Origin of the sequence: Cellulosimicrobium sp. ES-005, from assembly GCF_040448685.1 — a bacterium.
In the GTDB taxonomy this organism is placed as follows: Bacteria; Actinomycetota; Actinomycetes; order Actinomycetales; family Cellulomonadaceae; genus Cellulosimicrobium; species Cellulosimicrobium cellulans_G.
The window spans coordinates 1,316,943-1,335,429 of sequence record NZ_CP159290.1 but is presented as its reverse complement, the minus strand read 5'-3'; the positions used below and the strand labels follow the sequence as shown (position 1 = coordinate 1,335,429).

At 74.5% G+C, this 18,487-nt stretch carries 14 protein-coding genes; 7 read left to right on the top strand and 7 right to left on the bottom strand.

Features of this window, described 5'->3' with window-relative positions; all coding sequences use genetic code 11:
• The first annotated feature begins 133 nt into the window (after window positions 1-133).
• The 3 genes from ABRQ22_RS05630 (at window position 134) to ABRQ22_RS05620 (ending at window position 2,819) form a co-directional block, all read left to right on the top strand.
• Complete coding sequence (locus tag ABRQ22_RS05630) at window positions 134-1,354, top strand: heparan-alpha-glucosaminide N-acetyltransferase domain-containing protein (protein ID WP_353708852.1); 1,221 nt, start codon at window positions 134-136, stop codon at window positions 1,352-1,354.
• Between the two features lie 9 nt (window positions 1,355-1,363).
• Entirely contained in the window at window positions 1,364-2,371 is a 1,008-nt protein-coding gene (locus ABRQ22_RS05625; protein ID WP_253050550.1) for an aldo/keto reductase, read from the top strand.
• Between the two features lie 67 nt (window positions 2,372-2,438).
• The gene (locus tag ABRQ22_RS05620) at window positions 2,439-2,819 is read left to right on the top strand and encodes an MmcQ/YjbR family DNA-binding protein (RefSeq protein WP_253050552.1); all 381 of its coding nucleotides are present in this window, start codon (window positions 2,439-2,441) and stop codon (window positions 2,817-2,819) included.
• A gap of 27 nt (window positions 2,820-2,846) precedes the next feature.
• Here ABRQ22_RS05620 and ABRQ22_RS05615 read toward each other — a convergent pair whose 3' ends face one another.
• The 3 genes from ABRQ22_RS05615 to ABRQ22_RS05605 form a co-directional block, all read right to left on the bottom strand.
• Window positions 2,847-3,776, bottom strand: coding sequence for a hypothetical protein (locus tag ABRQ22_RS05615; RefSeq protein WP_253050554.1), 930 nt, complete (start codon window positions 3,774-3,776; stop codon window positions 2,847-2,849).
• Window positions 3,777-3,828: 52 nt separating this feature from the next.
• Window positions 3,829-4,821 carry a DUF4190 domain-containing protein gene (locus ABRQ22_RS05610; RefSeq protein WP_253050556.1) on the bottom strand — a complete coding sequence of 331 codons (993 nt, stop codon included), beginning with the start codon at window positions 4,819-4,821 and terminating at the stop codon, window positions 3,829-3,831.
• A 64-nt stretch (window positions 4,822-4,885) separates the two neighbouring features.
• Complete coding sequence (locus tag ABRQ22_RS05605) at window positions 4,886-5,938, bottom strand: DUF4190 domain-containing protein (RefSeq protein WP_253050558.1); 1,053 nt, start codon at window positions 5,936-5,938, stop codon at window positions 4,886-4,888.
• A 260-nt stretch (window positions 5,939-6,198) separates the two neighbouring features.
• Here ABRQ22_RS05605 and ABRQ22_RS05600 point away from each other — a divergent pair, with 260 nt between their 5' ends.
• On the top strand, window positions 6,199-7,170 hold the full coding sequence (locus ABRQ22_RS05600; RefSeq protein ID WP_353709504.1) for a 3-methyladenine DNA glycosylase: 972 nt from the start codon (window positions 6,199-6,201) through the stop codon (window positions 7,168-7,170).
• Here the strand turns inward: ABRQ22_RS05600 and ABRQ22_RS05595 are convergent.
• Window positions 7,148-7,618, bottom strand: a complete 471-nt coding sequence (locus ABRQ22_RS05595; protein ID WP_353708851.1) for a peptidoglycan-binding protein — start codon at window positions 7,616-7,618, stop codon at window positions 7,148-7,150. The two genes, ABRQ22_RS05600 and ABRQ22_RS05595, sit on opposite strands and share 23 nt — an antisense overlap.
• A 128-nt stretch (window positions 7,619-7,746) precedes the next feature.
• Here ABRQ22_RS05595 and ABRQ22_RS05590 point away from each other — a divergent pair, with 128 nt between their 5' ends.
• Window positions 7,747-8,556, top strand: coding sequence for an aminoglycoside 3'-phosphotransferase (locus tag ABRQ22_RS05590; protein WP_353708850.1), 810 nt, complete (start codon window positions 7,747-7,749; stop codon window positions 8,554-8,556).
• A 42-nt stretch (window positions 8,557-8,598) separates the two neighbouring features.
• Window positions 8,599-8,775, top strand: coding sequence for a hypothetical protein (locus ABRQ22_RS05585; protein ID WP_353708849.1), 177 nt, complete (start codon window positions 8,599-8,601; stop codon window positions 8,773-8,775).
• A gap of 6 nt (window positions 8,776-8,781) precedes the next feature.
• On the opposite strand, the gene ABRQ22_RS05580 is transcribed toward ABRQ22_RS05585, so the two are convergent.
• The 3 genes from ABRQ22_RS05580 to ABRQ22_RS05570 form a co-directional block, all read right to left on the bottom strand.
• Window positions 8,782-9,375, bottom strand: a complete 594-nt coding sequence (locus ABRQ22_RS05580) for a YdeI/OmpD-associated family protein (RefSeq protein WP_353708848.1) — start codon at window positions 9,373-9,375, stop codon at window positions 8,782-8,784.
• A gap of 154 nt (window positions 9,376-9,529) precedes the next feature.
• Window positions 9,530-11,665, bottom strand: a complete 2,136-nt coding sequence (locus ABRQ22_RS05575; protein WP_353708847.1) for a phosphatase PAP2 family protein — start codon at window positions 11,663-11,665, stop codon at window positions 9,530-9,532.
• A 91-nt stretch (window positions 11,666-11,756) separates the two neighbouring features.
• Window positions 11,757-15,437 (bottom strand): GH92 family glycosyl hydrolase, encoded by a 3,681-nt coding sequence (locus tag ABRQ22_RS05570; protein ID WP_353708846.1) that lies wholly within the window; start codon window positions 15,435-15,437, stop codon window positions 11,757-11,759.
• A 290-nt stretch (window positions 15,438-15,727) separates the two neighbouring features.
• Here ABRQ22_RS05570 and ABRQ22_RS05565 point away from each other — a divergent pair, with 290 nt between their 5' ends.
• Complete coding sequence (locus tag ABRQ22_RS05565; RefSeq protein WP_353708845.1) at window positions 15,728-18,472, top strand: DUF3516 domain-containing protein; 2,745 nt, start codon at window positions 15,728-15,730, stop codon at window positions 18,470-18,472.
• The last annotated feature ends 15 nt before the right edge of the window (window positions 18,473-18,487 follow it).

Below are 18,487 nucleotides of genomic sequence, written 5' to 3'. Positions count from 1 at the left end.
ACCGTAGGCCGGACGTGCATCGTTCTCGACCCCGTTCTCACACTCTGGGCGCGCGGTCCGCGCGGGGTCGCACCGCCGTCCGCTCCGGCGTGGCGGCCGGGTGGGAGCGCGCCCGCGCGCGGACAATCCCCCCATGACGGCCGCGACCGGCACGACTCCCGCCCCTGGCGAACCCGCTCGCCCCTCCCTCGGGTTCGCGCGGCGGCACGCCGCCCTCCTGCTCGGCGGGCCGGGTCGAGTGGCGGGGGTCGACGTCGCGCGCGGGATCGCGGTCCTCGGGATGTTCACCGCGCACGTCGGGTACACCTCCGACGACTTCGGCGAGGTGGCCGGCTGGCTCTCGCTGTCGCACGGGCGGTCGTCGATCCTCTTCGCGCTCGTCGCCGGGGTGTCGCTCGCGATCGTCTCGGGCGGGCGCACGCCGCTCGACGGGCTGCCCGCGCTGCAGACCCGGACGCGCATCCTCGTGCGCGCCGTGATGCTCCTCGGGCTCGTGGGCCTGCTGGACCTGCTCGGCACGCGCGTGCTGCTCATCCTCGGCTTCTACGCCGCGTACTTCGTGCTCGCGCTGCCGTTCCTGCGCTGGCGCCGCCGCGACCTGCTCGTGCTGGCCGGAGCGGTCGCGGTGGTCGGGCCGGTGCTCGCGTACTGGCTCCCCGAGGTGCTCGCGCGCGCCGGGCTGCACCTGCCCGACGACGGGTCGGGAGCGCTGACCGACTTCTTCGCGTCCGGGCACTACCCCGCGGTCGTGTGGATGGCATACGTGCTGGTCGGGATCGCGATCGGACGCTCCGACCTGTCCTCGACCGCGACGCGCGTCGGGCTCGTGGGCGGCGGGCTGCTCGCCCTGGGCATCGGGTACGGGCTCTCGGCGACGATGACCGGACCCCTCGGCGGGGCACAGGCCGTCGAGGACGCCGCCGCGGCGTGGTCGAGCACGTTCCGGCCCGAACCCCTGGGCTGGTCCGACCCGTGGCCGACGAGCGCGTACCTGTGGCTCGCCGGCCCGCACACCGACACCCTGCCGGAGGTCGTGGGCTCGGGCGGGTTCGCCGTCGCGGTGCTGGGTCTGTGCCTGTTCGCGGGCCGGGTCGGGCGCTGGGTCCTGGCGCCCGTCGCGGCGGTCGGCGCGATGGCGCTCACGGTCTACTCGGCCCAGATCGTCGTGCTGTGGGCGTGGGGCGACGCGGCCTACGAGCAGACGACGAACGGTCCCCTCCTCGCCCTCGTGCTCGCCACGCTCGCGGTCGCGACCCTGTGGCGCTGGGCGCTCGGGCGGGGGCCGCTCGAACGGCTCTTCGCGGCCGTCGCGGCGCGCGCGTCCGCGGTCACGACCGCCCGCGGCGCGTCGTAGGGTCGCCGCATGACGACTGCGAACGACGGAACCGCTCCCCGCCCCGCCCTGCGCCGCCTCGGCCGGTCCGGCCTGGCCGTCTCCGCCGTCGGGCTGGGCTGCAACAACTTCGGCCGCCCGCAGACGGCGACCGAGACGCTCGACGGGACGCGCGCCGTCGTCGACGCCGCGCTCGACGCCGGGGTGACGTTCTTCGACACGGCCGACACGTACGGGGGCCGCCCCGGGCTGAGCGAGGAGCTGCTCGGCCAGGCGCTCGGGTCGCGCCGCGACGACGTCGTGGTCGCGACGAAGTTCGGCATGTCCATGCGCGGCACGGCGGGCGACGACTTCGACGCCCGCGGGTCGCGGCGCTACGTCGTGCGCGCCGTGGAGGACTCGCTGCGCCGCCTGGGCACCGACCGGATCGACCTCTACCAGTTCCACACGCCCGACCCGCGCACCCCGATCGAGGAGACGCTCGCGGCGCTCGACGACCTCGTGCGCGCGGGCAAGGTGCTCTACGTCGGGCACTCCAACCGGGCCGGATGGCAGATCGCGGAGGCGGAGTTCACCGCGCGCAGCGCCGGGACCGTGCGCTTCGTGTCCGCGCAGAACCAGTACAACCTCGTCGACCGCGCGGCCGAGCTCGAGGTGCTGCCCGCCGCGGCCGCGTACGGGCTCGGGGTGCTCCCCTACTTCCCGCTCGCGAACGGCCTGCTCACGGGCAAGTACGCGCACGGCGCGCGGCCCGACGACGGCCGCCTCGTCCGGACCAAGCCGCACCTCCTCGAGTCGGCGCCCTGGGAGGCGCTCGCGCGCCTCGGCGCGTTCTGCCAGGTGCGCGGCATCACCGAGGTCCAGGTCGCGTTCGGGTGGCTCCTGTCGCGCCCGCAGGTGTCGAGCGTCATCGCCGGCGCGACGAAGCCCGAGCAGGTGCGGCAGAACGCCGCGGCCGGGGCCTGGGCGCCCACGGCCGAGGACCTGGCCGAGCTCGACGAGATCTTCCCGCCGCTCGGGAAGGTCGCGCCCTACTGACGCACCCCGGCCCGGCCTGGCCGCCGACCCTCTGGTCCGTCGTCGACCAGCGGCCTACCGTGGAGGCATGGCCTCGTGGGAGGACGTCGCGCGGATCGTGGCGGTGCTGCCGGACACGGACCTCAAGGGTCCGCGGCAGTGGACCGTGCACGGCAAGCTGTTCGTCTGGGAGCGGCCGCTGCGCACGAGGGACCTCGACGAGCTCGGCGACGCCGCACCCGCCGAGCCGCCCGTCGCGTTCCGCGTCGCCGACGAGGGCGAGAAGGCGGCCCTGCTCGGCGACGACCCCGCCGTCTTCCTCACGACGAGCCACTTCGACGGGTACCCGATCGTCCTCGCGCGGCTCGACCAGGTCGCCGTGCCGGAGCTCGAGGAGCTGCTGCAGGACGCCTGGCTCGCGCGCGCCCCGAAGCGCCTCGCGCAGGAGTACCTCGACCGCACGGAGTGACGCACGGCGCACCGCCCCGCGCGCGGGTCACCAGGAGAACACGGCCACCGCGTAGTTCGCCCAGGTCGGTTCGACCCCGACGACGACGTCCTCCGGGTCGTACACGTTGTAGACGAGGTCCCACTCGGCGCTCGTCCCCCGGGCGATCGTGTCCGGCTCGTCGAGCAGGACCTCGGGCGCGTAGTCGTAGACCGTGCGAGCGACGAGGCCGCCCGACACGGGCTGCAGCTCGAGCCCGTCCGGGTCGATCTCCTGCCCGGTGCCGTTGGTGACCCGCACGCGGAGGCGGACCGCGTGCGGGTAGTCGTCCTCCCGCTTGGTGGCGTCCTCGGTCGGGGTGTACGGCTGCGGGGCGGACACCGCGACCACCAGTCCGTCCGCGTAGCGCACCGACTCCCCGTACCAGACCCGGTCCGAGGCAGCGCCGATCTCGGGCCCCTCGTCGTAGCCGCCGCCGAACGGGTACCCGCGCAGCGAGCTGCCAGGACCGTAACCCGGACCGCCGGCCGTCATGACGTCGACCGTCACCCACGCGGTGAGCACCACGGTGCCCGCCAGGAGCGCGACGAGCGCGCGCGTCGCGCCCACCACGCCGCGCGTGCCGCGCCACCACACGACCGCGCCCACCGCGACCACCGCGGCACCCGCGACCGCGTAGAGGCCCCCGACGTGCGCCCAGCCGCGCCGCGCCGTCACCGCCTCGGTGGCGAGCACGGCGACGACGAGGAGGACGCCGAGCGTCGCCGCCACGAGCGCGGCCGTCGTCCACGACCAGCGCCTGCGGTGGCCGGAGCCCGTAGCGGGCTCCCCCGACCCGCCGTCCGTCCCGGCGTGCGGATCGCCACCCGGGGCCGGGCCTGGTGCCGCAGCAGGTGTCGACGCACTCGTCGGGGCGGGTCCGGCCTCGGGCGCGGTCCCCCAGGCCGGCGCGCGGCGCTCGCCAGGGTCGCTGCTCACGGTGAGCCCTTCGGGTGGTTCGGGTCGTCGTGTCGCGGAGCGGGCAGGGTCGTCATCCGAGCGCTGCGAGCACCCCGCCGGAGAAGGCGGAGTCGTGGAGCTCGATGCTGACCGGCGCACCGTCGAGGGGCACGTCGAAGACGACGCGCGGCGAGATCGAGTTGCCCGGGTTCACGGGCTCGATCCACGACTGGACGTCGTCGCCGAGGTAGAGCCCCGCGACGTCGTCCGCCGAGTACTCCTGGCCCGCCGCGTTCACCGTGTACTGGTTGCTCCCGAAGAACGTCTGCGCGGAGTCGCCCACGTTCGTGACGGTCAGGGACACGATGCAGTACTGACCCTGCGGTGTCTCGGAGAAGTAGTCGTCACCCACGCGCATGACCCCGCACTCCATCCCGCCGACGACGAACTCGAAGTCCCCGTCACGGACCGGCGTGCCGACGGCCGGCAGCGCCGGAGTCACCGGCTCCTCGACCGGGAGCGGCTGCGACGCCGCCGGATCGTCGCCCGGCGTCTCCGCGCCGTCAGACGTCACGACGTCGGGCTCCGGAGTCGTCGTCGCGCTCTCGGCGGTGTCGACCCAGGTGACCTCGGCGGGCTGCATCGCGGCGTAGGCGACCGTCGACACGATCGACCCCAGTCCCGCGACGAGACCGAGGCACAGTCCTGCGATCGCCGTGCCGGTCCCTCGGGGCACCCGACCCGCGCGGACGAGCCCGGCGATGCCCAGTCCGATGGCGACGAGGGCGAGGATCCCGGCCACGACGTTGACCACGGGCACGAGGCACAGGAGCAGCGCGACGATCCCGACGACGAGCGCCGCGACCGCGGACCCGTTACCGGCCGGCGGCCGCGGCGGCGGCCCGCTGCTCGGCGCGAACCCCGCCCCGTAGGGAGCAGACGGGTGCGCGGCCTGGGCCGGCCACGTCGGGGCCGGCCCACCGTGCCCCGGCACTCCTGGGCCCGCGCCGGGTGCGGTCGGGGGCGGCGGAGCGAAGGAGCTCGGGTGCTGGGCTCCCTGGTCTCCCCACGTCGGGTAGGTCACGTCGTTTCTCCGCTCTCGTGCCAAGCCGGTCCGGCACCGTGCCGGACCGGGACCGCAGGGTGGATCAGTACGCGCTCGCCTGCGTGACCTCGAACGTGGCCGTCTTCATGGCCTCGAGGTTCTCGGCGTCGATGACGTCGAAGATCTCGACGGTCTCCGAGGCGCCCGGCTCCAGGGTCTCGGAGTAGGCCCAGTCGCTCTCGATCACCGTGCCGTCGGCGGCGACCGCGTCGACGTCGATGTCGAACGTGAGGGGCTCGTCGGACGTGTTGGTGAACGTCACCGGCAGCGCGGACTCGACCCAGCCGTACTCGTCGGCCGTGCCCTCGAAGGTTCCGAACTCGACGCCGAGGTCGTTGGCGAGGACGTCCTCCGTCGCCTCGCCGAACGCCCGGTCAGAGTCCTCCTGGATCTCGGACAGCGTCTGCTCGTACTGCGTCGAGGCCTCGTTCGCCGCGACGACGAAGACCACCCACATGAGGATCGTCGCGAGGACGGACAGCACGCCGAGGACGATCGCCGTGATCGAGAAGCCCTTGCCCGACCTGCCCTGCTTCACCTGGGACAGCCCGACGAACCCGAGCACGACGCCCGTGATGCCGAGCAGCGCGGCGAAGATGTTGACGAACGGGATCCAGCTCCCGAGGAAGCCCAGGATCGCGAGGACGAACCCGACGATCGCGATCGTGCTCGTCGACGGGGCGGGCGCGGTGTACGCCGAGTAGCCGTTCCCGTAGGGGCTGCCGTACGGCTGCTGCGCCGGGTCGCCGTAGGGCTGGCCGTACGCCTGCTGCGCGGGGTCCGGGTACGGCTGCGGGTACGGCTGCTGCGCGGCGTCGCCGTACGGCTGGCCGTACCCGGTCGGCTGGCCGTACGCCTGCTGCTGGTCCGCGCCGTACGCGGGCGCCTGGCCCGCACCGTAGGGAGCCTGCTCGGGCGCCGCGCCGTAGCCCGGGGCGGCGTACGCGTCGTCCGCCGAGCCGTACGGCTGCGTCGGCGCCTCGCCCTGCGGCGCCCAGGCGTCGTGCGACGGCGCCTGCTGCGCGGGGTCCGCGCCGTGCGGGCGGTAGGGGTCGAACTGGTACGGGTCCTGCGGTGCCGTGGGCGGCTGCGACATGGTGCTCCTCCGCGGCCTCGCCGCGCGTATCGGTCGTTCGGGTGGCGGGTCGACGGTGGTCGGCCGCGCGGACGCGCCGGGTCTTCACAGCACGTTCACGAGCATTCTTCCCGGTCCTGCCCACATCGGGAAAATGCCCGCCCGGGTGAAACGCGTCTCGTCGGCGGGCTCGTCGGCGACCCCCGGCGCTCTCGTACCCTGGAACCGTGCCCCCGACCGCCACCGCGACCGCCTCGACGACCCCCGTCGCCGCACCCGTCGTGCTCGCGGCGGAGGACTGGACGGCGCGCGAGCGCGCCCACGCGGAGCGCGCCGACGCGTTCACCGCCGGGTGGCGGGAGCGCAAGCCGCTCGGCGAGAAGCACGCGATCGAGGACTTCCTCTTCACCTACTACCCCACGCGCCCGGCGCAGCTCCGCCGTTGGCACCCGGGCCCCGGCGTCGTGCTCGCCCGGCCGACGGGCCACGTGCGCGCCCCCGGCACCGCACCCCGGCCCGACGACGAGCCCGCCGACCCGTACGCGGCGCGCGCCGCGTGGCGGTGGTACCGCGAGACGCCGGAGGGCCTGACGCTCGACGCCGACGCGTTCGTCGCCGACCGCGGCGACACCGTGCGCTACCTGCGCGCCCTGCTCGCCGCCACCGCGTCGCGGCCCGGCCGGTTCGGGTGCTTCGGGCTGCACGAGTGGGCGATGGTCTACCGCGACCGGGCCACCGGCCGCGACCACCGCCACCCGCTCCCGCTCCGCCTCGGGCACGCCGGCACCGACCGCGTCGTCGAGTCCCACCCGGTGCAGTGCTCGCACTTCGACGCGTTCCGCTTCTTCACGCCCGAGGCCGGCCCGCTCAACCGCCTGCAGCCGACGCGCGAGACCCAGCCCGCCCTGGAGCAGCCCGGGTGCCTCCACGCGACCATGGACCTCTACAAGTGGGCCCTCAAGCTCACCCCCGCCGTCCCCGGCGACCTCGTGCTCGACTGCTTCGAGCTCGCGCGCGACGTCCGCGTCGTCGACATGCAGGCGTCGCCCTACGACGTGTCGTCGTACGGGCTCGACCCCGTCGCGATCGAGACGCCCGAGGGCAAGGCCGAGTACGTGCGCCACCAGCGCGAGTTCGCCGAGCGCGGTGCGGTGCTGCGCGAGCGCCTGCTCGCCGTGTGCGAGGCGCTCCTCGACCGTGCCCAGCCCGAGCCCGCACCGGCGCCCGAGGTCAGTGCGACAACATCCCGCTGACGAGGCAGCGCCAGGTCACGGGCCCGACGACGCCGTCGACGGCGACCTCCGGGAAGCCCGCGTGCAGCGCGTCCTGGAAGCCGCGCACCCACGCCTCGGTGCGGGGGCCGAGCTGCCCGTCGATGGTGAGCACCGGGTCGGGTCCGCCGGACAGGTCGCGCGCGACGGCCTCGCGCTGTACCGCGCGCACGGCCTCGCCGACGCTCCCCCGGCGCACCACCACGACGAGCGCCGCCCACGTCGCCGAGCCCGCGACGCCGTCGACGTCGAGGCCGGCCACGTCCTGGAAGGCGCGGACGGCGCCCTCGGTGCGCGGCCCGAGCAGCCCGTCGACCGCGAGCTCGTGCCCGCGGTGGCGCAGCAGGTGCTGGAGCGTCTGGACCGGGTGCCCGTTCGCGCCGCGGCGCACGCGGGGCCAGGTCGGCAGTGTCGTGAGGACGGTCGTCATCGTCGTTCCCTCCGTCGTCGCAGGACCGGCAGGGTGCTCCCGCCGTCGGGGTCCCGCGCCCCCGTCCGGAGGGAGGGCGGCGGCCCGGCTCCTGATGCGTCGGCCGGCGTCGTGCGAGGATCGCGCGCATGACCCGCCCCCCGCTCGCCGCCGTCCCGACCGGCCACGTCGTCGTGCCCGACGCCGTCCGCGCGCTCGCGGGCGACGACGTCCTCACTCCCGTGTGGCGCAACGAGCTCGGCGGCCTGACCTTCCGGCTCGACGGTGCCGACGGCACCCGGTTCGCCAAGTGGGTCGCCGCCGGGACGCCCGAGATCGACCTCCCGGGCGAGGCGGAGCGTCTCGCCTGGGTCGGCGACCGCGCCCCGGTCCCGCGCGTCCTCGCCCAGGGCTCCGACGACGACGGCGCCTGGCTCGTCACGCGCGCCGTCCCGGGACGGTCGGCGGTCGAGCCGCGCTGGGTCGCGGACCCGGCGACCGCCGCGGTCGCGATCGGGCGGGGGCTGCGCGCGCTGCACGACGCGCTGCCCGTCGCCTCGTGCCCGTTCACGTGGGCCGTCGAGGACCGCGTGGCGAACGCCGACGCGCGCCTGGCCCGCGGAGACGGCCCGGACGGGTGGTTCCCGGAGCACCGCGGCCTGGGCGTCGCGGCAGCACGTGCCCGGCTCGGAGCGGCCCCGGCCGTCGACCGTCTCGTCGTGTGCCACGGCGACGCGTGCGTGCCGAACACGCTCCTGCACGACGACGGCTCGTTCGCCGCGCACGTCGACCTCGGCTCGCTCGGGGTCGCGGACCGCTGGGCCGACCTCGCCGTCGCGGCCTGGAGCACGGAGTGGAACTACGGACCCGGGTACGACGGCCACGTCTACGCGGGCTACGGCGTCGACCCGGACCCCGAGCGCATCGCCTACTACCGGCTGCTCTGGGACCTCTCCTGACGACCCCGACCCCACCGCGAGGGTCTGGCGCAGGAGCTCACCATGGTCCGAGAGCCGGGCCCCCTCCTCCAGGACACGTCGGTGGTCGAGGTCCCCGAGGGATCGCGGTTCGCCGACCGGAGCTTCACGCCGGAGGACGGCTACGGCACCCTCGTGCTCCTCGTCGAGGGCCCCGACCTCACCACGGCGCACGTGGGGGTGTCGAGCGTCCCGAGCTGACGGGCGTCAGCGGCGCGGCTGGTGCGCCGCGACGCCCTGCTCGGCCTGCTCGGCGGTCTCCGCGATCCGGCGCGCACGGGTCTCCGGTCGCTTCGCCTCGACGATCCAGCCGAGGATCGAGCGCCGGACGCCCGGCGTGAACGCGTCGAAGCGCTCGCGGGCACCGGGTCGCTCGGCGAGCGCCGCGGCGAGGTCGTCGGGCACCACGAGGGCCTCGGCGTCGTCGTGCCGCGTCCACGACCCGTCGGCCTTCGCCGCCTCCACGACGGCGCGGCCGGCGTCGGTCATGCGCCCGTCCGCCTCGACGCGCGCGACGCGCTCCTTGCTGAGCCGGGTCCAGCGGCTGCCGCGCCGGCGGCGCGTGAACCAGAGCGCGTGCCGGTCCGCGTCGACCGTCGCGGCCTGGCCGTCGATCCAGCCGTAGGACAGCGCCTCCTCGATCCACGGCTCGTACCCGTAGGTCGCGCGACCGCTCTCGCGGCGCCAGGTGAGCAGCCACACCCCCGGCTCCGGGTCGTCGTGGTGCGCGGCGAGCCACGCGCGCCACTCCTGCGGCGTCTCCGCGTGCGTCGCCGGCTTGCCCTGGTACTCCTCGGTCACTGCGCCTCCGTCGTCGGTGGGGGCACCAGCGTGCCCGAGACGTCGACGGGACGCCAGGCAGCTTGTCGACCGGGAGACCTGGTCCGGAGGCGCCCGGGACGTGACCCGGGAGGCTCGTCCCGCTGTGTCGCAGGCTGCCTCCCGGGTCGGTGCGTCAGCCGCAGGCCGGGACGACGACGTCCCGCGTGACCGCCTGGGTCGTGCCGCCCGGACCGGTCGCCGTGACGGTCACGGGCACGTCCGCCCCCGTCTCCATGTCCCGCACCGCGAACGACTGGTACGCGTTCGCGCCGGCGGCCACCGCGGCGAAGGTCCTCTCCCCCGCGCCGGTCACGAGCGCGACGGCGAGCACGCCGTCGGACAGGTTGCGGGCGCGGACCGCGACGTAGGGCGCGCCGGCGAGGCAGCGCGCGGACGTCTCGACGTCGACGAGCGGCGCCGTCGGCTCGCCGACGACCTCGCCGTCCACGGTGAGCGTGCCGTCGGCGTTCACGACGACGTCCGCCGCCATGGCGGACGCGAGGTCGAGGCGCTGCCACTCGGCCTCGCCCGCGACGTCGAGCGCGTAGCCCGAGTCGAGCGCGGTCGCGGCGAGCACGAGGCGGCGCTGGTCGCCCGTGAGGTCGGGGAACGCCGTGCGCAGCAGGTCCTCGGCGCCGGCGGGCACCTGGACCTCCCGGCCCGCCTCCCCGACGCGCGGGAACCCGTACGTGAGGCGCTGGTCGTAGACCGCGAGGGCCTGGTCCGTGGGGAGGTAGGGCACCTGGTCCTGCGCGCACACCGCGATCTCGTCGCCGCACGCTCGCTCCAGCACGGTGACGAGCTCGGTCCGGGCCTGCTCGAGGAGCACGCGGAACGCGGGGTCGGACCACCGGAGCTGCGCGATGTTCTGCCCGGTCATGCGGCCGCCCATGACGTCGAGCGGGTAGTGGAAGCCGGTGACCAGGCGGTTGTCGCCGTACTCGGACGCCCGCGCGAGGATCTGCGGCGCGAGCTCCGGCAGGAGCGTGGCGAGCACGGTGCCCTGCGCGTAGCCGTGGTTGGTGTGCCCGCTGGGGAACGAGCCGTTGTTGCGCAGCCCCTCGTAGCTGCCGGAGGACTCGAACGCGTTGACGTGACCGCCGGCGGACGTGAAGCCGAGGCGGACGAACGGGCGCTTGTAGTCGTACGCGGCCTTGGCGGGCTCGTGGTTGCCGACCGACTTCTCGACGCGCCCGGACAGCAGGGCCTTCGTCTTGGGGAGCCGGCCGTCGGCGAGCGCGTCGCGGTAGATCGGCCCGAGCTCGCTGCCGAGCGCGTCCGCCATGGTCTCGTAGGCGGAGCCCCGCCCGTCGGTCAGGGCACGCTGCACCTGCAGGTCCCCGGCGACGTAGGCGTTGTTGCGCGCGAGCGAGCCGAGGTCGTTGGCGCTCGTGGGCTGGCCGGGCTCGTTGGGCGAGAGGATCTCCGGGTGGTTCGCGCGCAGGTCGGCGAACCCGCGCAGCATCCAGGTGAACCAGTCCTGCCCGGTCGGGGCCGACGGCGTCGCGTCGGACGCGTAGGTCCGGTCGAGGACGTCCTGCGGGAACGGCATCGACGGGTCGTCGGTCGTGGAGAGCGCGAGGGAGAAGAAGACGTCCGAGCTCGTCGCGTTGCACTGGTGGATCTCCACCGCGATCGTGTTCTCGCCCGGAACGAGCACGTCGGCGGGGACGACGAGCGTCTCGCGCAGCGGCGCGGTCGCGCCGGCCTTGTCCTGGTACTGCAGGTTTCGGGTGATCATCGAGTCGCCCCACCCGGCGACGCGCTCGCCGTTGACGTACACGGTGGCGGAGTCGTCGTAGACGAGCGTCCCGCGCAGGCCGGTGATCTCGTCGAGCGTCGCCTCGTCGAGGGTCACGGTCGTGCGGAAGAAGTAGGCGGGCACGACGACCTTGGGCGTCTGCGTGATCCAGTAGTCGAGCAGGGTCGTGATGGTGTGGCCGCCGCCGATGCCGCTCGCGGTCCCGTTGACCGCGCCGAAGCCCGGCCGGCCGGTCTTCCACGCCGCGTCGTCGAACGCCGGGTCGGCCCACACGGTCCGGTCCGCGTTCCCCGCAGCGGGGTCGGTGTTGTCGTCCAGGTAGCGCCAGGTCGTGCCGGCGCCGACCACCTCGGTCGGCGTGAATCCCTCGGCGGCGCGCGCTGCGGGCGCCTGGAGCGCCGCGGCGAGCACGAGCGCGAGCGTCGTCAGCGCTGCCAGCAGGGCGAGCGGCGCGGTGGTCCGGCGGTCGCGGGCTCGCGAGGCCGGGTACGTCGTCGTACCGGTCATGGGTCGTCCCTCTCGTCGATGTCGGTGTCGGTCTGCGTGCGTGCACGACGGCGGTGCGGGCCCGGTCCTGCCGGCCCCGCACCGCCGTCGGTCAGGAGCAGGACACGGCGTCGTACGCGGCCGTGACCTGCTGGGGCTCGCCGTCGGGCGTCGTCACGGTGACCGTGACGTCGCCCGCCTCGACGGCGGCGGCCCGGGTGGCGAACGACTGGTACGCGTTCGACCCGGGCGCGACGACGCCGAAGAGCTTCGAGCCGTACGGGGTCGCGAGCTCGACCGCGACGGGCTGCTCGCCGGTGTTGAGCGCGCGCACCGCGACGAACGCCTTGCCGCCGAGGCAGCGCGCCTGCGCCGTGACCTCGACCTGCGGCGCGGGGACGGCCCCCGTCGCGTCGGTCGCGACCGCGAACACGTGGAACCGCGTGTTGCGCGGCAGGGTGAGGCTCGTGAGCACCTTGCCGTCGGGCACGGCGACGGGCGCCGTCGCGTAGAGCCCGCAGCCGAACGCGTCCGTCCCGGTCCCGTTGCCCCGTGCGCCCGGCTTGGCGACGAGGATGTTGCCCGGCTCGGGCGAGCCCGTGCACCAGTCGCTCAGGGCGACCTGGACGGTCTGGCTCGTCCCGTCCGCGAACCCGAGGACAAGGTCGCCGCGCTGGGTGCCGTGCGTCGCCGTCCCGACGACCGAGAGCGTGCGCGTGGCGCGCTGCGCCTCGGGCACCTCGAGCACCTGGCCGTCCGCCGCGACGTTGTCGGGCTCGCCCGCGGGCGGGGCGCCGAGCAGGTACGTCAGGTCGGTGCCCGGGACGGTCAGCTCGAGGCCCTGGACCACGCCGAGGTCCGCGAGCAGGTCGCGCAGGAGGTACGCGCCCGAGCCGTCGAGGTTCGCGTTGGCCGCGCCGGGGTCGCCGATGCCGACGTTGTCGAAGGCGTCGGCGATCCACGACTCCCCGGACACGACGACCGAGACCTCGCGGACCGCCTCGATCCCCGCAGCGTCGCGCACGACGAGCCGCACCGTGTGGGTCCCCGGCTCGGCGTCGGCGGGCGCGTCGATCGTCACCGTGCCCTCGACCGTGGCCGGCAGGCCGTCGGACTCGGCGGTCCAGTCCGCCAGGTCGGTCGTCGCGGTCACCGCGCCGTCGGACGTCACCTCGAGCGTGCCGCTCGTCGTCCCCGCGCCCTGCGCGACGACCTGGACCGCGACCTCGGTCCGCCCGCCCGGGGCGACGACGGGCTGCCGCGGCGTCGCGCCGACGAACAGTCGCTCGACCGTGCCGTCCGCGGGCACGACGGCGCCCGGCGAGACCGCGGGGTCGGTCGCCCACGCGGACGGCGCGGTGCCGACGGTCACGTCGAGCGTGCCCGCCGCGGTGAGCTCGTCGCCCGTGACCCAGGCGCGGTCCAGCGGCTCGCCGCCGAGCGACACGGACTGCGTGTAGTGCGCGTCGGGCGCGACGCCGTCGGCCGTGAGGTGCAGCGCATCGCGACCGAAGACCTCCGGGTCGAGCGTGATCGTCACGTCGTCGAACAGCGGGGTCGTGAGGCCCCAGAGGTCGGTGCCCGGCACGATCGGGTACACGCCGATCGACGACAGCACGTGCCACGCGGACATCGTGCCGAGGTCGTCGTTGCCCGTGACGCCGTCCGGGCCGTCGGTGAAGAGCGTCGCCGCGGCGCGCACGACGTCCGTCGTCTTCCACGGCTGGCCCGTCCACAGGTAGACGTACGGCGCGTGGAGGTTCGGCTCGTTGTTCGGGTTGTAGGTCTCCCAGCCGTAGTAGTCGTACGTGCCGTTGACCCACACCTCGCTCGCGACGCGCGCGGGGTCGGCGACCAGCTCGTCGTACGCGAAGAACGCGTCCAGGCGGTCGACTGCGGCGTCGGTGCCGCCCATGAGGTCGAACAGGCCGGGGACGTCCTGGGGCACGAGCCACTGGTACTGCACCGCCGTCCCCTCGTGGAACCCGTCGGAGTGCGCGGGGTCCGCATCACCCACGAAGAAGCCGTCGGCGTTGCGCGCCCGGAAGTTGCCCGTGCGCGGGTCGAACACGTTGCGGTATCCCTGGCCGCGGGCGGCGTAGCGGTCGGCGTCCTCGTCGTGGCCGAGGCCGCGGGCCATCGTCGAGAGCATGGCGTCGGCGAGGGCGTACTCCATGGTCGCCGAGGCGCCGTGCTGGAGGTCGTAGTCGCCGGGCTTGCCCGAGCGCGCGGGCTCGTGCGGGACGAACCCGTCGCGCAGGTACTCGACGTTCGCCGCGCGCCCGTTGAAGGGCGAGTCGGCGGGAGGGACGCCGTCGGCGTTCTGCTGCAGGACGGCGTACGCCTCCTCCTCGTGGCCCGCGAGCAGGCCCTGGTGCCAGGCGCTGACGAGGAACGGCGTCGCCGGGTCGCCGGTCATGATGTTCGTCTCGACCGTGCCGTACCCCCAGCGCGGGAGCCACCCGCCCTGCTGGCCCTGGCGCACGAGCGAGAGCGCCATGTCGGCCGACTCGTCGGGCGCGAGCAGGTACAGGAGCTGCTGCTGGGTGCGGTACGTGTCCCAGAGCGAGTAGTTCTGGTAGTAGGTGAAGTCCGGTTCCGCGGCGTGGACCTCCTGGTCCCAGCCGCGGTAGCGCCCGTCGACGTCGGAGCCGACGTTCGGCGCGAGGAAGCTGCGGTAGAGCGAGGAGTAGAAGGTGCGCAGGTCGTCCGGGTCGCCCTGCGCGACCCGCACCAGGCCGAGCCGCTCCTCCCAGGCCGAGCGCGCGGCGTCGTGCACGGCGTCGAAGGTGCCGGCCTCCGCCGCGAGGTTCGCCGCGGCGCCGTCGGCGCCCACGTAGCTCATCGCGGTGACGGCCTCGACGTCGAGGTCGCCGCCGGTCGTGTCGAACGTGACGTACGCGCCGCGACGGCCCTCGCCGCCGGACGCGGCGTCCGAGCCCGCGGTGACGGTCGAGCCGTCCCACGTGCCGTGCGCGACGAAGGGGCGGTCGAAGGTCGTGCGGGTCCAGATCGTCTGCGGCTCGGTGTCCTGGCAGAAGCCGCGGACGGTGATGCGTGTCTCGACCGTGCGGTCGTCGACGACGCGCACGTCGGACTCCGTGACCCGGTTGAGCGCCTGGCCCGCGTTGAGCAGGACGTTGGCCTGCGTCGTCGCGGGGAAGGTGTACCGCTGGACGCCCGTGCGCGCGGTCGCGGTGAGCTCGGCCTCGATCGTGCCGGCTGCCGCCTGGAGACCCACGCGGTAGTACCCGGGCGAGGCCTCCTCGTCGTCGTGCGAGAAGCCGAGCGCGTACTGGCCGTAGTCGGTCGAGGTGATCGCGCCCGTCGTCGGCAGTGTCGGGAGGGGACCGCCGAGGCCGCAGCCGACGCCGGAGAGGTGCACGAGCGAGAACCCGCGGACCGACGTGCGGTCGTAGTCGTACCCGACGTTGTGCCCGTTGTCCGGAGAGAGCTGCACCATGCCGAAGGGGACGGCGGCGCCCGGGTAGGTGTTGCCGTCGTCCTTGGTCCCGATGAACGGGTTGACGTAGTCGACCAGCGGGCCGTCGACGGCGGCAGCGGCGGCGTCGGACCTCGTCGCTGCCTCCGTCCCGGTGATGGTCGTGGGCGATGCGAGCCCCGGCGACGCGGACGCGGACAGCGGGAGCGCGAGGCTCGTCGCGGTGGTCAGGGCGACGACCGCGCCCGCGCGACGCCGACGCGCGCCGCGACGCCGCGGGCGAGAACGTGACGGTCCGGTACGTCCCGGGAATGGTTCGCGATCGGTGTCGACAGCGCTGTCTGCCCGCATGCGGTGCTCCCCTTGGTCCCACGGCGGCGTGGGGTCGGTGGTCGTCGATGACTCGGAGGCCGGGACCGGCCTCGACGCCGGTCCCGCGCCATACCCTCGCACACGCTGACAGCGCTATCAACCCCCGTGGGTCGATCCACCCGTCCTGCCGAACCCGGGGTCGTTCCCCAGTTCGACGGCGAACCGGGGAACGACCCCGGGTTCGGCACCGCCCGGTCCGCGTCGGCCCCGGGACCGGCGCGACCGGGCTGCCGACGACCCCGGCGCTCCGCACCTGACAGACTCGTCCCGTGACCACCACGACCGGCCGCACCCCGGCTCTCCTCGCGCACGTGCCCGCACCGACGGGCAAGGCCCCCGACCCGGACGCGCTCTACGAGGGGTTCACCACGTGGGCGACCGAGCAGGGCCTCGAGCTGTACCCGCACCAGAGCGAGGCGCTCATCGAGCTGGTCACCGGCTCGCACGTCATCCTCTCGACGCCCACCGGCTCGGGGAAGTCGCTCGTCGCGATGGGCGCGCAGTTCGCGGCGCTCGCCGCGCACCGCTCGGGCCGCGGCGGCCGCACGTACTACACCGCGCCGCTCAAGGCGCTCGTCAGCGAGAAGTTCTTCGCGCTCGTCGCGGCGTTCGGGTCCAAGAACGTCGGCATGACGACGGGCGACTCCGCCGTGAACCCCGACGCGCCGATCATCTGCTGCACGGCGGAGATCCTCGCGAACATCGCGCTGCGCCGCGGCGGCGGTGACGGTGTCGCCGCCGGACCTGTCGACGAGGACGCGATCTCCCAGGTCGTCATGGACGAGTTCCACTTCTACGCCGACCCGCAGCGCGGCTGGGCGTGGCAGGTGCCGCTGCTCGAGCTGCCGAACACCCAGTTCCTGCTCATGTCCGCGACGCTCGGCGACACGACCCGGTTCGTCGAGGAGCTCGAGGAGCGCACCGGCCGGCCCGTCGCCGAGGTGACCACGGCCCAGCGGCCGGTCCCGCTGCACTTCAGCTACGTCGTCGAGCCGCTGACCGAGGTCATCGAGGAGCTCGTCAGCACGCGCCGCGCGCCCGTGTACGTCGTGCACTTCACGCAGAAGGACGCGGTCGAGCGCGCGCAGTCGCTGCTGTCCATGAACGTCGCGACGAAGTCCGAGAAGGAGGCGATCGCGGCCGAGCTCGGCGACTTCCGCTTCGGCACCGGGTTCGGCAAGACGCTGAGCAAGTTCCTGCGGCACGGCGTCGGCGTGCACCACGCGGGCATGCTGCCCAAGTACCGGCGCGTCGTCGAGCGCCTCACGCAGGCCGGGCTGCTCAAGGTCGTGTGCGGCACGGACACGCTCGGGGTCGGCATCAACGTGCCCATCCGCACGGTCCTGCTCACGAGCCTCGTGAAGTTCGACGGCGAGCGCATGCGCCACCTCACGGCGCGCGAGTTCCACCAGATCGCGGGGCGCGCCGGCCGCGCCGGGTACGACACCGTGGGCGAGGTGCTCGTCATGGCGCCCGACCACGTCATCGAGAACCGCAAGATGCTCGCCAAGGCCGGCGACGACCCCAAGAAGCTCAAGAAGATCGTCCGCAAGAAGGCGCCGCAGGGCTCGGTCAACTGGACCGACGCGACGTTCGAGCGCCTGCGCGACGCCGAGCCCGAGCCCCTGACCAGCCACTTCACGGTCACGCACGCGATGGTCCTCAACGTCCTCGCGCGCACCGCCCAGCACGGCCGCGGCGGGCACGTCGACGCGTCCGACCCGCGCCGCGACCCGGTCGAGGCCATGCGGCACCTGCTCCTCGCGAACCACGACACCGACACCCAGCGCCGCGAGCACGTGCGCCAGACGTTCCGCATCTACCGCTCGCTGCGGGTCGCGGGGATCGTCGAGCGCGTGCGCGTGCCCGACCCGTCGCGCCCCGCGGGCTACCGCCCGAGCGTGCGCCTCGTCGGCGACCTGCCGCGCGAGTTCGCGCTCAACCAGCCGCTGTCGCCGTTCGCGCTCGCGGCCCTGGACCTGCTCGACGTCGAGGGCGCGACCCACGCGCTCGACGTCGTCTCCGTCATCGAGGCGACGCTCGACGACCCGCGCCAGGTCCTCTACGCCCAGCAGAACGCCGCCAAGGGCGAGGCCGTCGCCGCGATGAAGGCCGAGGGGTACGAGTACGAGGAGCGCATGGCGCTGCTCGAGGAGATCACCTGGCCCCAGCCGCTCGAGGAGCTGCTGGCGCCCGCGTTCGCCATGTACAAGCGGTCCAACCCGTGGGTCGCGGACGCCGAGCTCTCCCCCAAGTCCGTGGTCCGCGACATGGTCGAGCGCGCCATGACGTTCGCGGAGTTCGTGTCCGTCTACGGGCTCGAGCGCACCGAGGGCGTCGTGCTGCGCTACCTCGCGGACGCCTACCGCGCCCTGCGCCAGGTGGTCCCCGAGGAGCACCGCACCGAGGAGGTCCAGGAGATCGTCGAGTGGCTCGGCGAGCTGGTGCGCGGCGTCGACTCGTCGCTGCTCGACGAGTGGGAGCGCCTCGCCCACCCGGTCGACGACGACGCGGACACCGAGGTGGGCGACGGCCCGCTCTCCGGGGCGGGCGCCGAGGCGCCGACCCGGCCGGTCACGGGCAACCCGCGCTCGTTCCGGCGCCTCGTGCGCAACGCGCTTTTCCGCCGCGTCGAGCTCGCGTCCCGCGAGGACTACCGCGCGCTCGGCGCGCTCGACGGCGGCGCGGGCTGGGACGCGGACGCGTGGGGCGACGCGCTCGACCCGCTCTTCGAGGACCAGGGCGACGACGCGATCGGCATCGGGCCCGGGGCCCGCTCCGCGGCGCTGTTCCGCGTCGTCGAGGCGGGCGCAGAGCTGCCGGCCGGCCACGAGGGCCCGACGGCGGAGCACGCCCCGGGCGGCGTCGTCCCCGCGGGCACGTGGCTCGTGCGGCAAGTGCTCGACGACCCGGCGGGCGACCACGACTGGGCGATCACGGCGAGCGTCGACCTCGCGGCGAGCGACGAGGCGGGCGAGCCGGTCGTGACCGTGCTGGCCGTCGGGCCGCTGTAGACCGGTGCCGCGACG

Coding starts and splice junctions, on each gene's coding strand:
- ABRQ22_RS05630 (WP_353708852.1), top strand. CDS start 134: ATGACGGCCGCGACCGGCACGACTCCCGCCCCTGGCGAACCCGCTCGC.
- ABRQ22_RS05625 (WP_253050550.1), top strand. CDS start 1,364: ATGACGACTGCGAACGACGGAACCGCTCCCCGCCCCGCCCTGCGCCGC.
- ABRQ22_RS05620 (WP_253050552.1), top strand. CDS start 2,439: ATGGCCTCGTGGGAGGACGTCGCGCGGATCGTGGCGGTGCTGCCGGAC.
- ABRQ22_RS05605 (WP_253050558.1), bottom strand. CDS start 5,938: ATGTCGCAGCCGCCCACGGCACCGCAGGACCCGTACCAGTTCGACCCC.
- ABRQ22_RS05595 (WP_353708851.1), bottom strand. CDS start 7,618: ATGACGACCGTCCTCACGACACTGCCGACCTGGCCCCGCGTGCGCCGC.
- ABRQ22_RS05590 (WP_353708850.1), top strand. CDS start 7,747: ATGACCCGCCCCCCGCTCGCCGCCGTCCCGACCGGCCACGTCGTCGTG.
- ABRQ22_RS05585 (WP_353708849.1), top strand. CDS start 8,599: ATGGTCCGAGAGCCGGGCCCCCTCCTCCAGGACACGTCGGTGGTCGAG.
- ABRQ22_RS05575 (WP_353708847.1), bottom strand. CDS start 11,665: ATGACCGGTACGACGACGTACCCGGCCTCGCGAGCCCGCGACCGCCGG.
- ABRQ22_RS05570 (WP_353708846.1), bottom strand. CDS start 15,437: ATGCGGGCAGACAGCGCTGTCGACACCGATCGCGAACCATTCCCGGGA.